The sequence below is a fragment of the Chryseobacterium daeguense DSM 19388 genome, assembly GCF_000430825.1.
In the GTDB taxonomy this organism is placed as follows: Bacteria; Bacteroidota; Bacteroidia; order Flavobacteriales; family Weeksellaceae; genus Chryseobacterium; species Chryseobacterium daeguense.
This window is the reverse complement of record NZ_AUMT01000024.1, coordinates 13,711-30,982: the sequence shown is the minus strand read 5'-3', so window position 1 is coordinate 30,982 and position 17,272 is coordinate 13,711. Positions and strand designations below refer to the sequence as shown.

At 35.9% G+C, this 17,272-nt stretch carries 14 protein-coding genes; 8 read left to right on the top strand and 6 right to left on the bottom strand.

The window, feature by feature from the left end:
- The 6 genes from H560_RS0119280 to H560_RS0119250 all read left to right on the top strand — a co-directional run.
- On the top strand, window positions 1-270 hold a 270-nt coding region (locus tag H560_RS0119280; protein WP_034753070.1), incomplete at its 5' end, for an IS3 family transposase.
- Between the two features lie 434 nt (window positions 271-704).
- Window positions 705-2,510, top strand: coding sequence for a hypothetical protein (locus H560_RS0119275; protein ID WP_027381493.1), 1,806 nt, complete (start codon window positions 705-707; stop codon window positions 2,508-2,510).
- Between the two features lie 270 nt (window positions 2,511-2,780).
- Window positions 2,781-3,167: a hypothetical protein gene (locus tag H560_RS0119265; RefSeq protein ID WP_034753324.1), complete on the top strand. Its 387-nt coding sequence runs from the start codon at window positions 2,781-2,783 to the stop codon at window positions 3,165-3,167.
- Between the two features lie 141 nt (window positions 3,168-3,308).
- Window positions 3,309-7,658, top strand: coding sequence for a CusA/CzcA family heavy metal efflux RND transporter (locus H560_RS0119260; RefSeq protein WP_027381491.1), 4,350 nt, complete (start codon window positions 3,309-3,311; stop codon window positions 7,656-7,658).
- On the top strand, window positions 7,659-8,816 hold the full coding sequence (locus H560_RS0119255) for an efflux RND transporter periplasmic adaptor subunit (protein WP_027381490.1): 1,158 nt from the start codon (window positions 7,659-7,661) through the stop codon (window positions 8,814-8,816).
- 41 nt (window positions 8,817-8,857) lie between these two features.
- A complete protein-coding gene (locus H560_RS0119250) occupies window positions 8,858-9,328 on the top strand; it encodes a heme-binding domain-containing protein (RefSeq protein WP_034753319.1) in 471 nt (156 codons plus the stop codon).
- Between the two features lie 222 nt (window positions 9,329-9,550).
- Here the strand turns inward: H560_RS0119250 and H560_RS0119245 are convergent, their stop codons facing one another.
- From H560_RS0119245 to H560_RS0119220, 6 genes are all read right to left on the bottom strand, one after another.
- Complete coding sequence (locus H560_RS0119245) at window positions 9,551-10,630, bottom strand: alpha/beta hydrolase family protein (RefSeq protein ID WP_027381488.1); 1,080 nt, start codon at window positions 10,628-10,630, stop codon at window positions 9,551-9,553.
- On the bottom strand, window positions 10,627-11,013 hold the full coding sequence (locus H560_RS0119240) for a hypothetical protein (RefSeq protein WP_027381487.1): 387 nt from the start codon (window positions 11,011-11,013) through the stop codon (window positions 10,627-10,629). The genes H560_RS0119245 and H560_RS0119240 overlap by 4 nt, the downstream gene beginning before the upstream one ends.
- Before the next feature lie 99 nt (window positions 11,014-11,112).
- Entirely contained in the window at window positions 11,113-11,892 is a 780-nt protein-coding gene (locus tag H560_RS0119235; RefSeq protein ID WP_027381486.1) for a LytR/AlgR family response regulator transcription factor, read from the bottom strand.
- On the bottom strand, window positions 11,889-12,908 hold the full coding sequence (locus H560_RS0119230) for a sensor histidine kinase (protein WP_027381485.1): 1,020 nt from the start codon (window positions 12,906-12,908) through the stop codon (window positions 11,889-11,891). Before H560_RS0119230 ends, H560_RS0119235 begins: the two co-directional genes overlap by 4 nt.
- 201 nt (window positions 12,909-13,109) lie before the next feature.
- Window positions 13,110-14,342 (bottom strand): outer membrane beta-barrel protein, encoded by a 1,233-nt coding sequence (locus tag H560_RS0119225; protein WP_027381484.1) that lies wholly within the window; start codon window positions 14,340-14,342, stop codon window positions 13,110-13,112.
- Window positions 14,343-14,351: 9 nt separating this feature from the next.
- On the bottom strand, window positions 14,352-15,692 hold the full coding sequence (locus H560_RS0119220; protein WP_027381483.1) for a DUF4270 family protein: 1,341 nt from the start codon (window positions 15,690-15,692) through the stop codon (window positions 14,352-14,354).
- Between the two features lie 225 nt (window positions 15,693-15,917).
- On the opposite strand from H560_RS0119220, the gene H560_RS0119215 reads away from it, so the two are divergent.
- Together H560_RS0119215 and H560_RS0119210 are read left to right on the top strand one after the other, a co-directional pair.
- Window positions 15,918-16,901 carry a Kelch repeat-containing protein gene (locus H560_RS0119215; RefSeq protein WP_051289400.1) on the top strand — a complete coding sequence of 328 codons (984 nt, stop codon included), beginning with the start codon at window positions 15,918-15,920 and terminating at the stop codon, window positions 16,899-16,901.
- Entirely contained in the window at window positions 16,888-17,196 is a 309-nt protein-coding gene (locus H560_RS0119210; protein WP_051289399.1) for a DUF4907 domain-containing protein, read from the top strand. Before H560_RS0119215 ends, H560_RS0119210 begins: the two co-directional genes overlap by 14 nt.
- The last annotated feature ends 76 nt before the right edge of the window (window positions 17,197-17,272 follow it).

The following is a 17,272-nucleotide window of genomic DNA, read 5'->3' as shown; positions in this document are numbered from 1 at the left end:
TTTACGTCAATAGTCGGGAAAAATATTACCCGAAGTATGAGTGGAAAGGGAAATTGCTATGATAATGCTGTAGCGGAGAGTTTTTTCAAAACTCTGAAAACCGAACTTGTCTATCAAAATAAATATGAAACTAGAGACCACGCCAAAAACTCTGTGTTTGAATATATAGAAACATTTTACAACACCCAGAGAAGGCATTCAGCTTTAGGAAATTTAACCATAAGAGAGTATCAAAATTTAATGTCTAATCAATCTAAAAATGTAGCATAAAGAGTATATAAATTTTGTCTCAAAAATAGTTGCAAGTTCATTATATGCTTGTTAGAACTTTTGGGACATGTGCTTCAAATATAACAAGAAATACTTTTGCTGAAAATAGTTTTACACTTACATTATTGAAATAGAGGTAAAGCGGGTCGAGATGTAATAAAAGAATGGTGTAATTGAAGCAGTGATCACTATTTCTTTAAAAACTTTTTTGTATTATCGACAAATTAAATTGAGAATTTTAATGTAATTATAGATAAATCTTAAAAGAAAAGATAGAATTATAGATTATATCATTGAAAATATACTGTTTTATTTAGAATGGTTCTAATTTATACCTTTTTCTTATGGTGGGTGTTGTATTGTATTAATAATTTTACAGGAAATTTAATGAGGTGATTATTACTTAGTAATAATAAAATACAAAAAATCTAAATATGAACAATAAGTCATTACATAGCTTTCATATTCCTGTAATGGGACTTGCCTATACCATAGATAGCCCTATACGGGTGGCACAATACGGAATTTCTTCAGTGATTTCAATCATTGATGATGAAATTGTGGAAAAGATGAGGGAACTTTACAGTAAGAAATTTAATCTTACTTTTTGGGGCATTTCAACCAATGAAGAAGATTATAGAGCTCGGAGGATCAGCGCTTATTTGGACATGGTTGATACTATCGTCTGTGAAAAGTTTGAGTCATTTAAAAAGGAGATCAGTAAAAATAAAGAGGCTTTGAAGGGCTTTATTAATATGCTGCCCAATGCATCAACGATTAAAAATGTTCTTCTTAGGTTCGACAGACAAAAAGAGCATGACGCTTTAGCTATTAAGAATTTTGTAGATACTCATCTTATTCCCGGAAATATTGATGTTAATATTATGACAAAAGTAGATAAGGACAATTTTAAAAATAATAAACAGCTTCCTGCATATTACAATGATGCACACAGTTCTCTAAGAGGGTTTGCTCAAAGTAAGCTTAGTTCATCAGTAGTTCTTTCCGCTGGAATGAATCCGCGTCTTTACTCCTATTTAGAAGAATTTGATGATTTTTTTCCAGATTTAGACGGAGGTTTGAGAAAGAAAATTATTCTAAAGGTGAGTGATTTCCGTTCTGCAATGATCCAAGGAAATTTCTTAGCAAAAAAAGGGCTGTGGGTTTCGGAATACAGGGTGGAATCAGGATTAAATTGTGGAGGGCATGCCTTTGCAACGGAAGGTATGTTATTGGGACCAATTATGGAAGAGTTTAAGCAAAGAAAAGAAGAATTGATCCAATCCGCACATTCTTTAATGATCAAGGCCTTAGAGCATAAAGGTAAATATTTAGTTTCCAAGCCATTACAAATGAAAATTACTGTTCAGGGAGGAGTCGGAACATCAGACGAACATGAATTTTTACTCTCCCATTATGAAGCAGACAGCATAGGATGGGGCTCTCCCTTTCTTCTTGTTCCTGAGGCAACCACACTAGATTCCGAAACGAGACAACTGCTTATGAAAGCAAAAGCAGAAGATCTTTTCCTTAGCAACATCTCTCCGTTAGGAGTGCCTTTCAATGCAATAAAAGGAACATCCAACGAAACATTGAAAAAGCTGAAAATATCCAACAACAAATTTGGCAGTTCTTGTCCGAAAAAGCTTCTGGCATTGAGTAAGGAGTTCTCTCCGAAAGGAATCTGCACTGCATCAAAAAAATATCAGAAAATTAAACTAGAAGAACTTGAACAGCAAAAAAACGAATTATCCGAAGAAACATTTCAGAAAAACAAATTGAGCATTATAGATAAATCCTGCTTATGTGTCGGGCTGTCGAACTCAGCATATCTTGAGCATGATATGGAAATAAAAGGAGAAAAACAGGGAGTAGTTATTTGTCCTGGTCCTAATCTTGCTTTTTTTGACAAGGAAGTTTCCCTTTCCCAAATGGTTCGGCATATCTACGGAAATGTTAATATTCTTTCAGATGGCTATCGACCTCATATGTTTATCAGCGAGTTGAAAATGTATGTGGATTATTTTAAAAAAGAGATTGAAGCTTTTTCCGGAAAGATTACCAATTCCCAATCTAAAAAATGGACCGGCTTTAAAGAAAACCTTTTGGCCGGGATCGCTTATTACAATAATCTATTCCAAGATTCTGAAATGTTTAAAAAAGATCTTAAAATGATTAAGCATCAATTGCATAATTATAGATCAATAGTATCCAATATAAAAATCCCTACAGGTACCTAATTGAGAAATTGTGGTAAAGAACGGTAAGTAAATAAAAAATTATCGATGATATTACAAAACGCTTTGTGAATCACAGGAGAGGGGACATATTATAAATGCTGATGGAAACATTTTGTACAGTAATGATTTCTGTTAATGAATCTTTTACAAAAAAAATTAAATATTTAAAAATAGCAGATCAGAAGATATAAGTGATTGATGAATTTTTAATAATTAAAAATTGTATTATTTTATAATCGTTCTAAAAAGAAAAAAATCTAATTTTGTATTGTGAGAAGGCTTATTTCCATAGTATTACTTTCCTTCTATTTGGTTTCAACAACTGAACTTTATCAGTTGCTGAAAATTCCTGTTCTTATAGAGCATTTTCTACAACATAAGGGACAAAATAAAAATATCACCCTTATAGATTTTCTGAAAATGCATTATGATCATCCCGTAAAAGATGCAGATTATCAGACAGATCAAAAATTGCCATTTGTTTCACATGCAAATCTCCTTTCCGTTGTTTTCATAATTAATCCTTCTGTAGATTTTCATTTTACAGACAAAATATATAATGCTCCCGGAATAAAGAAAACTTTTTACAAAAGTATACTTTACAACAAAGAAATTTTAAATTCCATCTGGGAGCCCCCGAAATTTTATCAATCTTAATCCATTTTTCTCAATCATTCTTTGATTGGGAGGTATTCTGTATTTATCATAAAAGTATTTGCAAATAATGCAGATACCCTTCATCCGATGTTTCAGAATGCCCAAAATTTATCACAATAATTAAGATTAATCAATAATTATATGCTTACAAAAATCATTGAGTTTTCTGTAAAGAATAAGCTCATTATAGCATTATTGGTATTCGGATTGATAGGCGTTGGAGCTTATCAGGTGACGAAATTACCGATAGATGCAGTCCCTGATATTACCAATAATCAGGTTCAGGTGATAACCACAGCGCCGTCATTCGGGGCTACCGATATCGAACGATTAGTTACTTTTCCCATAGAACAGGCCAACAGTAATATTTCGGGCTTAAAAGAGATTAGGAGTTTTTCGCGGTTTGGGCTTTCGCTGGTTACCATCGTTTTTGATGATGATATAGATATTTACTGGGCGAGACAGCAGGTCGCAGAAAGACTGCAGCAGGTGCAGAATCAGATTCCTCCGGATATAGGAACCCCCACGCTGGGACCTATTTCAACAGGCTTGGGGGAAATTTATCAATATGTAGTCCGTCCTAAAAAAGGATATGAAAGTAAATATGATATTACAGAACTCAGAACGCTTCAGGATTGGATTGTCAGAAGACAATTGCTTGGGGTAAAAGGTGTTGCGGAAGTCAGCAGTTTTGGAGGAAAGCTAAAGCAATATGAAATTTCAGTAAATCCTGACAAACTGAATGCGTACGGAATTACCATTACGGATGTTTTCGATGCACTTAAAACCAACAATCAGAATACGGGGGGTTCTTATATTGAAAAAGGACCTACCGTTTTATACATACGAAGCGAAGGATTGGTCGGAAATCTGGATGATATTAAAAATATTTCAATCGTCACCAAAAACAATGATGTTCCTTTGTTTATAAGAGATATTGCAGATGTTCGCTATGGTTATGCGACAAGATTCGGTGCAATGACCTATAATGATAATGGCGAAGTTTCCGGTGCGGTTGTGATGATGCTCAAAGGCGAAAACAGCAGTGAGGTCATTAAAAATGTAAAAGCTAAGATTCTGCAAATCCAGAAAACCTTGCCGGAAGGTGTTGTAATTGAGCCATTCTTAGACAGAACCAAGATGGTAAACAACGCCATCGGAACTGTTGAGAAAAATCTGATGGAAAGTGCGTTGATTGTTGTCTTTGTGCTGGTTTTGTTTTTAGGAAATTTCCGTGCAGGGCTATTGGTAGCTTCAGTTATTCCTCTGGCGATGCTTTTTGCAATTTGTATGATGAATCTCTTCGGGGTAAGTGGGAATTTAATGAGTCTTGGCGCACTGGATTTCGGGCTGATTATAGACGGGGCTGTTATTATTGTAGAATCGGTCATGCATCAGTTTACCCATAATTCAAAATTCCGCAAAGCCCTTTCGGTTTCAAAACAGGAAATGGATACAATTGTCATAGATTCTGCAGGAAAAATGATGAACAGTGCAGTTTTCGGTCAGATTATTATCCTTATAGTCTATTTGCCTATTTTAACACTGCAGGGGATTGAAGGAAAGATGTTCAAACCGATGGCACAAACCGTTGCCTTTGCTTTACTGGGGGCATTTCTGCTTTCGCTTACCTATATTCCGATGATGAGTTCTATTATTTTAAACAAAAAAATAAGCCATAAAATGAATTTTTCAGACCGGTTAATGGCAAAAGCTGAAATGATTTATCGTAAGGCCTTGCTGAAAGTTTTAAGAATACCCAAAACCATTTTCAGTATCGTGATTGTTCTTTTTACTTTTTCTGTTGTGGTTTTAAGTAGAATGGGAGGTGAATTTATCCCGTCATTGGAAGAAGGAGATTTTGCTGTTGATACCAGAGTTCTCCCCGGAAGCAATCTCAAAACAACAACTGAAAGTACACAAAAAGCGGCACATATTCTGAAGACCCGTTTTCCGGAAGTTCAGAAAGTAGTTACCAAAATAGGAAGCGGAGAAGTTCCCACCGACCCGATGCCTATGGATGCTTCTGATATGATGGTAATTCTGAAAGATAAAAGCGAATGGACTTCCGCTAAAACCTTTCCGGAGCTTTCGGGGAAAATGGGCAAAGCCTTAGAAGATGTTCCGGGAGTTACATTTGGTTTTCAATATCCCGTTCAGATGCGTTTTAATGAATTGATGACAGGCGCAAGACAGGATGTTGTTTTGAAAATATTCGGAGAAAACCTGGAGACACTGGTGAAAAATGCCAATCAGCTTGGAAAAATAGTTAATACAGTAAAGGGAACTCAAAATCTGTATATCGAACCCATTTCAGGTCTTCCGCAGGTTATTATCCAGTACAACAGACCGGTTATAGCGCAGTATCATTTGTCTATCGGAGATATCAACAGGGTTATTAATACCGCTTTTGCAGGTCAAAGTACAGGCTTGGTTTTTGAGGGCGAGAAACGTTTTGATATGGTGGTAAGATTAAACAGTAATGACCGTAAAAACCTGGATGATGTCAGGAATTTACTGGTTCCTACGCCATCAGGTAATCAGATTCCGCTTTCGCAGCTTGCCAATGTTGAGATTAAAGATGGTCCGAACCAAATCCAACGGGAGAACGGACAACGAAGAATCGTGGTGGGATTTAATATCAAAAACCGTGATGTTCAGGGGATTGTAGAAGAACTTCAAGCTAAGGTAGACCGACAGCTCAAACTTCCTCCGGGATACTACATCACATACGGAGGTTCTTTTGAAAACCTTAAAAATGCAAAAAACAGGCTGATGATTGCGGTACCAATTGCTTTGGTTTTAATTTTTGTGCTGTTGTTTCTGGCTTTTAATTCGGTCAAGGAAAGCCTTTTGATTTATACTGCGATTCCACTTTCTATCATTGGAGGCGTATTCTTACTGGCAGCCAGGGGAATGCCATTCAGTATCAGTGCAGGTGTAGGATTTATCGCTCTTTTTGGAGTGGCTGTTCTCAACGGAATTGTCCTGATTTCAGAATTCAACAGATTGTATAAAGGTGGAATTAAAAATATTGTAAGAATTGTTGTAGACGGCGGAGAAGCAAGGTTAAGGCCTGTGTTGATGACTGCTTTTGTGGCTTCACTAGGCTTTATTCCGATGGCTCTAAGCAACGGGGCAGGAGCAGAAGTTCAAAGGCCATTGGCAACTGTAGTGATAGGTGGACTTTTGATTGCTACATTACTCACACTTTTTGTGCTTCCGCTGCTGTATGTAACTATTGAAAAAGGATTTAAAATGAAAAAAATACGAAAAAATACAGTGACACCCATTCTTATCATCTTTTTTGTATTGACAGGAAGTGTTATGAAATCTCAAACCAAGGTCACTTTAAATGAAGCTGTTGCTATAGCTTTGAAAAATAACAGAGGCCTGAAAAATGAAAAATTAAAATCAGAATATGCAAAAGCACTTATTAAAACTTCTTCAGACATTCCTCAGACAGGAATTTCTGCGGACTACGGACAAATCAATAGTGCTTACCGGGATATAAAATTCGGGGTTTCACAGAGCATTGCATTTCCCACCGTTTACAAAAGACAGAAAAATCTGTACACCGAAGAATGGAAAAAAAGTGAGCTTACTATTTCATTAAAAGAATATCAGCTGAAAAAAGGCGTGACGTTTACATTCTACAATATTCTATATTGGCAGGAAAAGGAAAAAATCCTGAATGAATCTTTAGACTTTTATTCTCAATTTCTGGAAAAGGCAACTTTAAGATTAAAAAGCGGTGAGAGTAATATTTTGGAAAAAACGACTGCTGCCAACCAAAAATCAGCTATCGAAATCCAGATTAAACAGGTGCGGCAGGAACTCAGAACTTTGCAGCTGCAATTGCAATGGCTTCTCAATTCAGAAACGGAATTCATTCCTGATGGAGAACGTATTTTCGCTCTTTCTAATCTACAAAATGATGTTTTCACAAATCCTTCATTGAAAATATTAGAACAGCAAAAAAATATTGCAGCACAACAAACGGCTTTGGAGAAATCCAAATTACTGCCGGGTTTACAGCTTGCCTACAATCTCAACAGCTTCCGTGGAATGGGGGCAGATGACAGGGTTTACAATGCTTCACCTCAGTTTCATTCTGTTCAGGTCGGCGTTTCGGTTCCTTTATTTTCGGGAAGCCATAAAGCAAGAATTGAAGCTTCAAAAATTGTAGAATCAGTGACCGAAAATGATTTTCAGAATGCCGAGTTTACCTTAAAAAAACAGTATAAAAAACTCTCAGAGATTCAGCAGAAAAACATGGAAATTGTTTCTCAGTACGAGAAATATGAACTGAAAAATGCCGATACCATTCTTGAAACTGCTCAAAAACAGTTTATCAACGGAGATATCAATTATCTGGAATTTGTAATGCTTGCCAATCAGGCAATCAGTATTAAAAATAATTATACAGATGCCGTTTGGAATCTTAATGAAAGTATCATTGAACTGGAATATATTACTTTAAATCAATAAATTATGTCAAGATTAATTCAAAATAAATATTTGATTTTATTAATGCTTGTCCTCTTTTTTTCGGTTCAATGCCATAAAAAAGAAGAAGCTGTTATAAAGCCAACAACTTCTAAAGATGAAAGTATCGTTATACTTACCGATGCCCAGCTTAAAAACACGCCTATAGAAACAATGTCACTTTCTGTGAAAAATATTTCTACGGTACTTAAAATCAATGGAAAAATAGATGTTCCGCCTCAGAATTTGGTTTCCGTAAGCGTTCCTCTGGGTGGTTATCTGAAAAATACCAATCTGCTTCCGGGAATGCGGGTGAATAAGGGACAGGTGATTGCTGTTATCGAAAATCCTCAATTTATACAGCTTCAGCAGGATTATCTGATGGCAAAATCAAAACTTCATTTTGCAGAACTGGATTATGGCAGACAGAAAAAGCTCAACCAGAGCCAGGCAAGCAGTGATAAAGTAATGCAGCAGGCTCAGTCTGAAATGAACAGCCAAAGGATCATGATGAATACTTTGGCAGAACAGCTTCAGCTTGTCAATATCAATCCGGGAAATTTAACCGCTGAGAATATTAGAAAAAGTGTTCCGGTCTACAGTACAATCAATGGTTTTGTGAGCAAAGTGAATGTGAATATAGGAAAGTTTGTAAATCCGTCTGATGTTTTATTTGAACTCATCAATCCTAATGACATTCATCTGAATCTTAAAGTATATGAAAAAGACCTTGAAATGCTGAAAATAGGACAAAGATTTACCGCCTATACCAATACGCAGCCGGAGAAAAAATATAATGGAGAAATTATTCTCATCAGCAAAGATATCAATGCAGACGGAACGGCAGATGTGCATTGCCATTTTGAGCAGTATGACCAGAACCTGATTCCCGGAATATATATGAACGCTGAGATTGATACTGAAACATCCTTTTCCAATGCACTTCCAGAGGAAAGTATTGTCAGTTTTGAAGGGAACAATTATGTTTTTGTTCAGCAAAAAAAACAAACCTATAAACTGGCTCCTGTAACGTTGGGAGAAGCTGAAAACGGTTTTGTTCAGATCAAAAATTTTGAAGATTTCAAGAATAAAAAAATCGTCACCAAAAATGCGTACACGCTTTTGATGAAGCTTAAAAATACGGCAAGTGAAGAGGAGTAATTCCGCAAAAAATATAAATATAAATTTAAAAACCTAAAATAATGAATAAGTCATTTTTCACCGTAAAAAATATTTTAACCATACTGTTGTTACTGTTTATTGGTATTCAGTTTATTAATGTTAAAGAAAATATCAGCCAAAGTCGCTCTGAGAATGCTATCGGAAATTATTATAAAATACCGGCAAAAGTTCAAGAAATTTTGAAAACAAGTTGCTATGACTGCCACTCCAATAATACCTCCTACCCGTGGTACAGTAAAGTACAGCCAGTGAAATGGTGGTTGGCTGATCACGTAAATTCTGGCAAAAGACATTTGAACTTTGATGAATTTAATACTTATAGCCGTGAAAAAAAGCTTGAGAAGCTTGAAGAGATCGTAGAAACCGTAAAAAAGGGTGAAATGCCGCTTACTTCTTATACGGTTGTTCATCGGAACGCAAAGCTTTCTGCTTCAGATCAATCTGAAATTGAACGATGGGCAAATGAGATAAAGAAAGAATTGAATAATTGATTTCCTTTAATTAATAGATTCTGTGAAAACTTTCACAAAAGATTTTCATCAAGAAAATGAGTATAACTAATTTTAAGGCAATGATATATTTTAGCCTACGAGAATATATGCTCAATATCAATCGAATTATATAGATTGGCAGAGCAAATCCTTTGGTTAACCGCCGTCGCTTTTTATAAAGCTAAGAAGTGTAGGCTTAATTATATCATAGCCTTTTTTTAATTAGTTACAATAGGAAATTCGCGGATTGGTGCTGTCTCCGCATTGAAACTGATATTTGCCTTGCAGATATTTCGGTGTGGGATTATCTGTGACTTCCAATGGAGCCATCGATTGTCCGTTGTAAGAAGGCATGGTAACTTGTGCAGTGGAACCATTACCTAAAGCTACATTTTTGGCATTGGCATTTCCATTGAAACTGTAATCCATCATGGCATCCAAAAGACGGTAGACTCCATAATAATCTAATGCATCAAAGGCTTTTCGGGAGCTAGGCATAGCATGATCCGTTACATAATTGTATCCGTTAACGGTGGATGGTTTAAAATAGATAAAATCTTTTTCAGCGTTGGTAATATTGATGTTTTTGAAGATATCAATTGCCATTCGGTGATCATTTATATCATCTTCGTCATAGACCTGTGTTATCATTTTGGTATTGGCCGGAAAACTCTGCAATTGCTGTTGGGTGGTTAATGGACTGTTCCAGTTAAAAGAATACCACGGTGCCATGGTGAAAAGAAAACGGCCATTCTGTCCCCATCCTTTTTCTGTAAATGCTTTGTAGGCGAGATCGATGCTTGCTCCACCACCAAAAGAATGTCCCATAAATCCTACTTTTTGAGTATCAATTATATTGGGATAATCTGCAGCAGCCTTTATGAATCCTTCCCATAGGGTTTGGTAGCGGTGATCAACACTGATGTCAATAGTACGGTAGGGTACAAATACCACTGCATAGCCTTTCTTTGCAATAAAGTTATACAGCTCTATATTGTAATCCTTCTCCTCGCCACCAAATGGGTGTGAGAAGAATATGGTAGGCCTGGGAGAAGTGATGCCTTTCGGATAGAAAATTGAAACCTGCGTTCCTGCATATTGAGGATTGTTAAAAGTAACTTCTTCTACCTCATAATTACCATCTGCACCATATCCTGACGCAGGTTTTTGTATAGGTCCCTGAAGACTGTTACCGGGTGTTGCCTGTAAAGCCATTTCATCATTATCGTTACTACTGCTCTGTGAGCAGGCTGAAGTGGTAATGAACATGATCATTACCCATGGATATACTAGTTTTTTCATTTTCTTTTCTCTTTAAAATTTTGAACCATCTGATCTTTAAGCTCCTGATATTTTTTATATTGTCCTGCATCCAGAATGTGGCTGAGTGCATCAGATTTTTCTTTCTGGAAGGCTTTCAGTTTTTTGAATTTAGCCCGTTTGCCTTCATTACTTTGAATAACAGGGTCATTCTTTTGAGCATATTGAAGGTTAAGAGCATAGACCTGCTGGACTTGCGTAGTATTTAAGGCTAACTTAGTTTTCATCCACTCGGTCTGCATCTTTGCACGCTGTTCCGGAGTGCTGTCCTTTAATTTTTTTGTTTGTGCCGATAAGCTTGTAAATGCCGTACATAGAAAAGCTGTTACAAGAAGAAGCAATTGTTTTTTTTGTTTTAAAAGCATCTTGGAAAAATTTAATTTTTAATGAAACAAATGTAGCAATACCTATGGTCTCCGTTAAGATAAAAAAGGGTGAACCTGCTAAATTCCGGGGTGAAGTTATTATTGATCCAGCCACTTTCTAAACTGCATTGCTTTTGCTTTACTGACAAGCACTTGTTCCTGAGGTAATGGATGTATTTTGACAAGCAGCCTTCCATTAAAAAAATATTCAACGGTATCTATAGCATTTTTGTTGATCATAAACTGGCGGTTAGCCCTGAAAAATAGGGCGGGGTTCAGCTCACGCTCCAGCTGTTCCAGTGTAAATTCCGTTACGTATTGCCTGCCATCTGCCGTATGTACATATACAATCTCGTTAGCAGTATAAAACCAATTGATTTTAGCTGCTTCTATCGGGATAAGCCTACCACAATAATGGATCAGGAATGATTTTTTATACTGTTTCGTTGCAGACTGGAGCTGTTGCAGCAGAGCTGCTGTTTTGGTCTGTTCCCTCTTAAAATCAGCAGCAATAAGGGTGTTGTATTTAAGCAGCGTCCGCTGTATTTCTTCCTTGTCAAAAGGTTTTAAAACATAATCAATGCCATTATTCCGAAAGGCCTCAATGGCATAATCATTATATGCTGTAACAAAAATGACAGGTTTTTTGATGTTTATTTGTCTGAATATTTCAAATGATAATCCATCCGAAAGCCGTATATCTGAAAATATCAGATCATAATCACTATTATTATTCGTCAGCCAGTGTACTGATTCTGTTATACTTTGTAATGTTATAATGATCTTAATATCCGGATTAATTTCTTGCAGGATATATTCCAGGTTTCTTGCTGTGGCCGCTTCGTCCTCAATGATTATAATATGTAAATTTTGTGTCATAGCAACGGAAGTTTTACCATAAAATATTCTTTGGTCTGATGTATTTCTATCTCATGATGAGTTTGTAATTTGTATCTTTCATTCAGGTTGGCGAGTCCAAGTCCGGTTCCTTCTGTTTCACTGATGGTAAGCTGAAGATTGTTTCGGATAATGAGCCATTCATTCTCTTCATAAATATCTACCATTAGCGGATATAAAATTGTAGCTCTATTATGTTTAACTGCATTTTCTACCAAAGGTTGCAGTGATAAATGAAGAATCTGTTTGCCTAAAATACTTGCGTTGATATTAATCTGAATCTGAAATGTATTTTCGAGCCGCATTTTCACCAACTGTATATAGGACTCCAGATGCTGAAGTTCTTTTTCCAGGGATACCATCTCGTTGCCTGAGTGCACCAATGTATATCTGAAAACTTTGGAAAGGTGCAAAATATACGTCTGCGCAAGACGTGGATCTTCCCTTACGATGGCAGAAAGGCTACTCAGCGTATTGAAAAGGAAATGTGGATTTAACTGTTCCTGAAGTAATTGCAGCTGGGCCTGAAGGTAGGAGGTATGCAGCTGTTCGTTGATCAGGTCTTTATTTCTGCTTTCACGCATCAGAAGAATAAGACGGATAACTACAGCAATCATTATGCTGCTGAGTAAAAAGCGTGCAAAATATCCTCTTATCCTGCCTCCTGGAAGTTGAACGACTCCAAATAATAAAGAATGAATAACGCTTCCCAGTATAATGGCTGCTACAACCAGCAAGGTGTTGAATGCGTATAGTTTAAACCACTGTCTGTTTTCTCTGAATACATTAAAAAGCTTACCTCGTGAGAGATTAACATGCAGGAGGACCAGACAGAAAATCATATTGTAAAGAAACTGAAAACCATATTCCCAGATATTGAACTGCCAGTAACGGGCAATGATTCCATCACCATTAAGGGCCATCAGTTTTGCTGAATTGACTACCAGAGTAATCAATAAGGCACTATAAAGATATATTTTTCTCTCATTCTTAATCATTGATACAAAGAAAGGAAAATATTAAATCCGATGATGTAATAAGGCGATGAAACTGGAAAACTAGAGGGTGAAATGACTATCTTTTTAATACAGAATGATAAAATGCATATAGTCAGTTTGTCTATTGATTGGCAATAATGCCTGTGGTTTGATCTAATTCTTTATGTCATTTAAAGTATGCCTTATTAAAAAAATATTTATTTAATCAAGATAACGTTTCTTAAACCAGGTATCGAGAATGTTCACACTAATATTCAGCATATGATAATTTTCTCTGATTGAAACATTTTTTTGGACTCCGTGAATCCCATATCCGTAGTTTACATTCAGCATCACTTTTTTTAGAGGGATACCCAGCCCAAAGGTGGCTTCTAATTTGTCAATTTTAGCTTTATTGATTTTATAATATCCGGTATCATAATTAATCCCGAAACGATAAATAAACGCTTCGGAAATTTTTTCGATCTGTTTTCTTCCAGGAAGAATTTCAACCCCCAAACCATAGGTATTCTGTCTGTAATACTGCTCTGAAGTTTCAGTATTTTTTACATCATCCCAATTACTCTGTGTAAAGTCAAAAGTCATACGGTATCTTTCATTTTTCAAAAGACCTATTCCCAGTCCGAGTTCTAAAGGAAGCGAAGAATCATTCGAAGAAAGTTTTGAGATAACACTGTTGGTATAATCTTTATTTTCGGTATATGAAACTTCCCTTTTTGAAACCAGTTTACTTCCGAAATTAACGACACCCCCCAAAGTCAGCTGAAAATTTTCTGTAAAATCTTTTTTAAACTGTGTTCCCAAGTTATAGCTAAAGCCTGTATATCTTATATTTCTGCTGATTTCAACCTCTGAAGTTGTTGTAATAGTTTCTTTACGGACAATGGTTCCGAAATTATTTTTTACTTTACCTCCGACACTCCAGTTATCATTAATTTTATATCCTAAACTTATTCCCCAGTTTGAGATGCCTCCACTTCCTTCGTAAGTAACGGGATATTCGCTGGCAGTTCCTTCAATTGGAATGGTAGATGAGATCTTATAGTCGGAAGAAGTTGCCGGCTGCATACTGATACCCACAAAAGCATTTTTTGAAATCCTTAAAGCAGCACTGAAATTGGTGAAATTGGAGCTCAATCTTCTGTCTGATCCTAAATTACTGGAAATTGTATTATATTTAAGCATCCCGCTCACATTTAAAATCACATTCCTTGTAGAAATGGCAGTCATGGCCGCAGGATTTTTAGAATTGATATAATCCGGTGCATCCAATGCAATACCGGTATTCCCTAAGGCTATATTTCTGGCATCATCTACATTATTAAACATTCCTATTCCAAAATATGAATACGGAGAGGAGTTCTGAGCCGAAGATTCTGATGCAAAAGCAGACAGGAAGAATAGGTTGATTAATATTTTATTTTTTTTATTCATAATTCTAAATTAATATCCTAAAATATATACCTTAAGTTTAGCAGGATTTGTTGTATTCTTCTGGTCTCCCAATACGGTTTTTCCTGAAAGTACGTCCATATATGAAGAAGGATAAATAAGTGTATTGTAATTGGAGTTTGCAGATTCTGACAATATGGATTTAACATACTCTGTCAAAGAAAAATTGTAAACATGCTCATTTTGAAACTCGCTGTCGGCCAATAAGCCGGATGTGATTTCAGTGCTTCCGTCAGAAGTGTATGCACTCACAATATGGTTTAGTTTATCTCCTACATAATAATAAAGCGGACTGGGATTATAAAATTGATGAGAATAATATCCGGCGACTGGACTTACCGAAAGATTAGCATCAATGATCTTGTAATTTTCATATAAATTTTTCAGTGATTTCAGATAAGGAAGCTCTACTTTAGTATAAACACCGATTCCCGCCATGAGATAAGTCTTGTTTCCTAAACTTGCTGATGGTATGGGGTTAGCCGGGGTAAGATTTGCCAGATCAGAGCCTGTAAAGTCGCTTTGAATTTTATTGTATTGATAACTTGTACTCGGATTCAGATCTAATGTGTATTTCACCGGCTCAGTTCCGTTTTGCGATATTGTATGATAATACATTCTCACAATATTTGAAACTTTTTCTTTAGTACTTTTACTGATTTGCACCTGATAAGAAGAATTTATTCCAAAACGCAACATCGCATTATTTTCGGAAGAAGGAACCAATGCTAAGCCTTTATAAAAATTCAGAAAATATTCCTGATTATTAACATCATTGTTTTTTAAGGTATTAAAAAGCGTTTGTCCATACGATTGATCCAGTTTAATTTTTACATAACTACTGTCTGTGTTTGGTCTGGGATAAAATTCTGCACTTCCGATAGAATTTGACGAGTAATTAAAATTACTTTTATTATATAGATATCCGTTATTAAGTTTTATCCTGTCTGATAAAGGATGTACATCAAGCTTATATGTTTTCAGGGTATCTCCGTAATAAAAATCTGTATTCGTAAGATACATGACCACGGAATCAAAAACAGCATTGGAGGGAGATGTTAATGTATAGCTTTCAGGAGTAAGTTCAAAAAGGGAAGAAGAAGTCACTTTACCGAAAGTCTGATCTTTTATATTACCTACCATCATTACGCTTCTTCCGGAAGTCACCACAGAGTCCACCATAATTGTCGACATCTTCATAGTAAGGGTATCGATCATCACGATTTTGGATTGGGCATCTATCCAGGAGCTTCCCACTTCATACGTATTGCTTTCATCTTCACAGGAAAATAAAAACAATAATGAAACACATAATAATAGGTATTTATACATCTTTTTTCCGCAAACATAGAGGAAACTGCTATTGAGGAAAAATTTATTCTCCCTTTGGCCGTTAGTTCTAGACAAAACTAATGTACCTTTAGATAAATGGCTATTTTGGAAATATTTTTAAACCATCGTAAAAACAATATAATCTGACTATAAAAAGCAGTGATCTGTCTAAAAAATTTTCGCAATACATCAGAATGAAATTGTTTTGCAAAAAAGAAATGAATAATGAACAATAAACTTTTAGTCTTAGCTCTTACTTTTGCAGGAACATTTTTGGTAGTAAGTTGTAGAAATGATGATGATGACGATGAACTGATAGGTAACTGGATAAGAGTTTCGGATTTGGATGGTAAACCCCGTTCCAATGCTTCAGCATTTGTTGTAAATGGGAAGGGATATATAACAGGAGGATATGACGGAGATGTCTATTATAATGATTTATGGAGCTATGACCCTAATCTTAATGCCTGGACTCAAAAAGCAGATTTTTTAGGGTCAAAAAGAAGTTCTGCTGTAGGTTTTGCCACTAATTTATATGGGTATGTAGGAACAGGATATGATGGATTGAATAAACTGAAAGATTTTTACAAATATGATCCTTCCTCTAATTCATGGAGCCAGATCGATGATTTTCCTGGAACAGGAAGATATGCAGCCTTAGCTTTCGGGATAGAAAATAAAGGTTATGTAGGAACAGGATATGACGGAAGCGAGCTAAAAGATTTTTATAAGTACAATGAGTCTGATGCGTCATGGAGCACGATAACAAGTTTAGGAGGCTCTAAGAGAAGAGATGGTGCCGTTTTTGTCATCGATAATATAGCATATGTTGGATTTGGAAGTAATAACAACAGCCTGGTTTCAGATTTTTGGGCCTTTGATGCATCTTCTGAAACATGGACAAGAAAAGTAGACACCAGTAATGACGACGACTCACAAAGCCGTATTTCAACTGCAGCCTTTGCAGCCGGAGGTTTAGGATATGTTTCAACAGGATCTACGGGTGGTGTAGGAAATACAACCTGGGAATACAACCCATCGACTAATGACTGGACGGAAAGAACAGCATTTGAAGGATCTGCCAGAGAAAGCGCATGTGCATTTTCATTAGGAAATTATGGCTATGTACTTACAGGAAACAGTGGTTCCTCGTATTTTGATGATATCTGGGTATTTCATCCAAACGAAAGTGAAAATGATGATGATTAAAAACTTTTTGAGACTATTCTTTTTGTTAGGAATATTTCTGACTAGCTGTGAAAAGAAAAATAACAGTCTTGAAATTAAAATAACAAAACAAAATTCAGGATACGGCTATCAAATCTTAAAAAAACAAAAGATAATAATTAACCAGCCTTTTGTCCCTGCCATACAGGGGAATAAAAGCTTTAAAACCAAAACAGATGCACGAAAGACGGCCGATCTTGTTGTGAGTAAAATAGATAAATATTCTTTACCAAAAATTTCTATACATGAACTGGATTCTATGAAGATAGAGTATTAGATGCTTTAATTACAATGAAAGTTCCTTCAATTACGTATTGAAGGAATTTGTGCACATAAATAAACAGATGGATTTT

Bases quoted from the DNA above. Each gene is read 5' to 3' on its own strand.
- H560_RS0119275 (WP_027381493.1), top strand. From the start codon at position 705: ATGAACAATAAGTCATTACATAGCTTTCATATTCCTGTAATGGGACTT.
- H560_RS0119260 (WP_027381491.1), top strand. From the start codon at position 3,309: ATGCTTACAAAAATCATTGAGTTTTCTGTAAAGAATAAGCTCATTATA.
- H560_RS0119250 (WP_034753319.1), top strand. From the start codon at position 8,858: ATGAATAAGTCATTTTTCACCGTAAAAAATATTTTAACCATACTGTTG.
- H560_RS0119245 (WP_027381488.1), bottom strand. From the start codon at position 10,630: ATGAAAAAACTAGTATATCCATGGGTAATGATCATGTTCATTACCACT.
- H560_RS0119240 (WP_027381487.1), bottom strand. From the start codon at position 11,013: ATGCTTTTAAAACAAAAAAAACAATTGCTTCTTCTTGTAACAGCTTTT.
- H560_RS0119235 (WP_027381486.1), bottom strand. From the start codon at position 11,892: ATGACACAAAATTTACATATTATAATCATTGAGGACGAAGCGGCCACA.
- H560_RS0119230 (WP_027381485.1), bottom strand. From the start codon at position 12,908: ATGATTAAGAATGAGAGAAAAATATATCTTTATAGTGCCTTATTGATT.
- H560_RS0119225 (WP_027381484.1), bottom strand. From the start codon at position 14,342: ATGAATAAAAAAAATAAAATATTAATCAACCTATTCTTCCTGTCTGCT.
- H560_RS0119220 (WP_027381483.1), bottom strand. From the start codon at position 15,692: ATGTATAAATACCTATTATTATGTGTTTCATTATTGTTTTTATTTTCC.
- H560_RS0119215 (WP_051289400.1), top strand. From the start codon at position 15,918: ATGAACAATAAACTTTTAGTCTTAGCTCTTACTTTTGCAGGAACATTT.
- H560_RS0119210 (WP_051289399.1), top strand. From the start codon at position 16,888: ATGATGATGATTAAAAACTTTTTGAGACTATTCTTTTTGTTAGGAATA.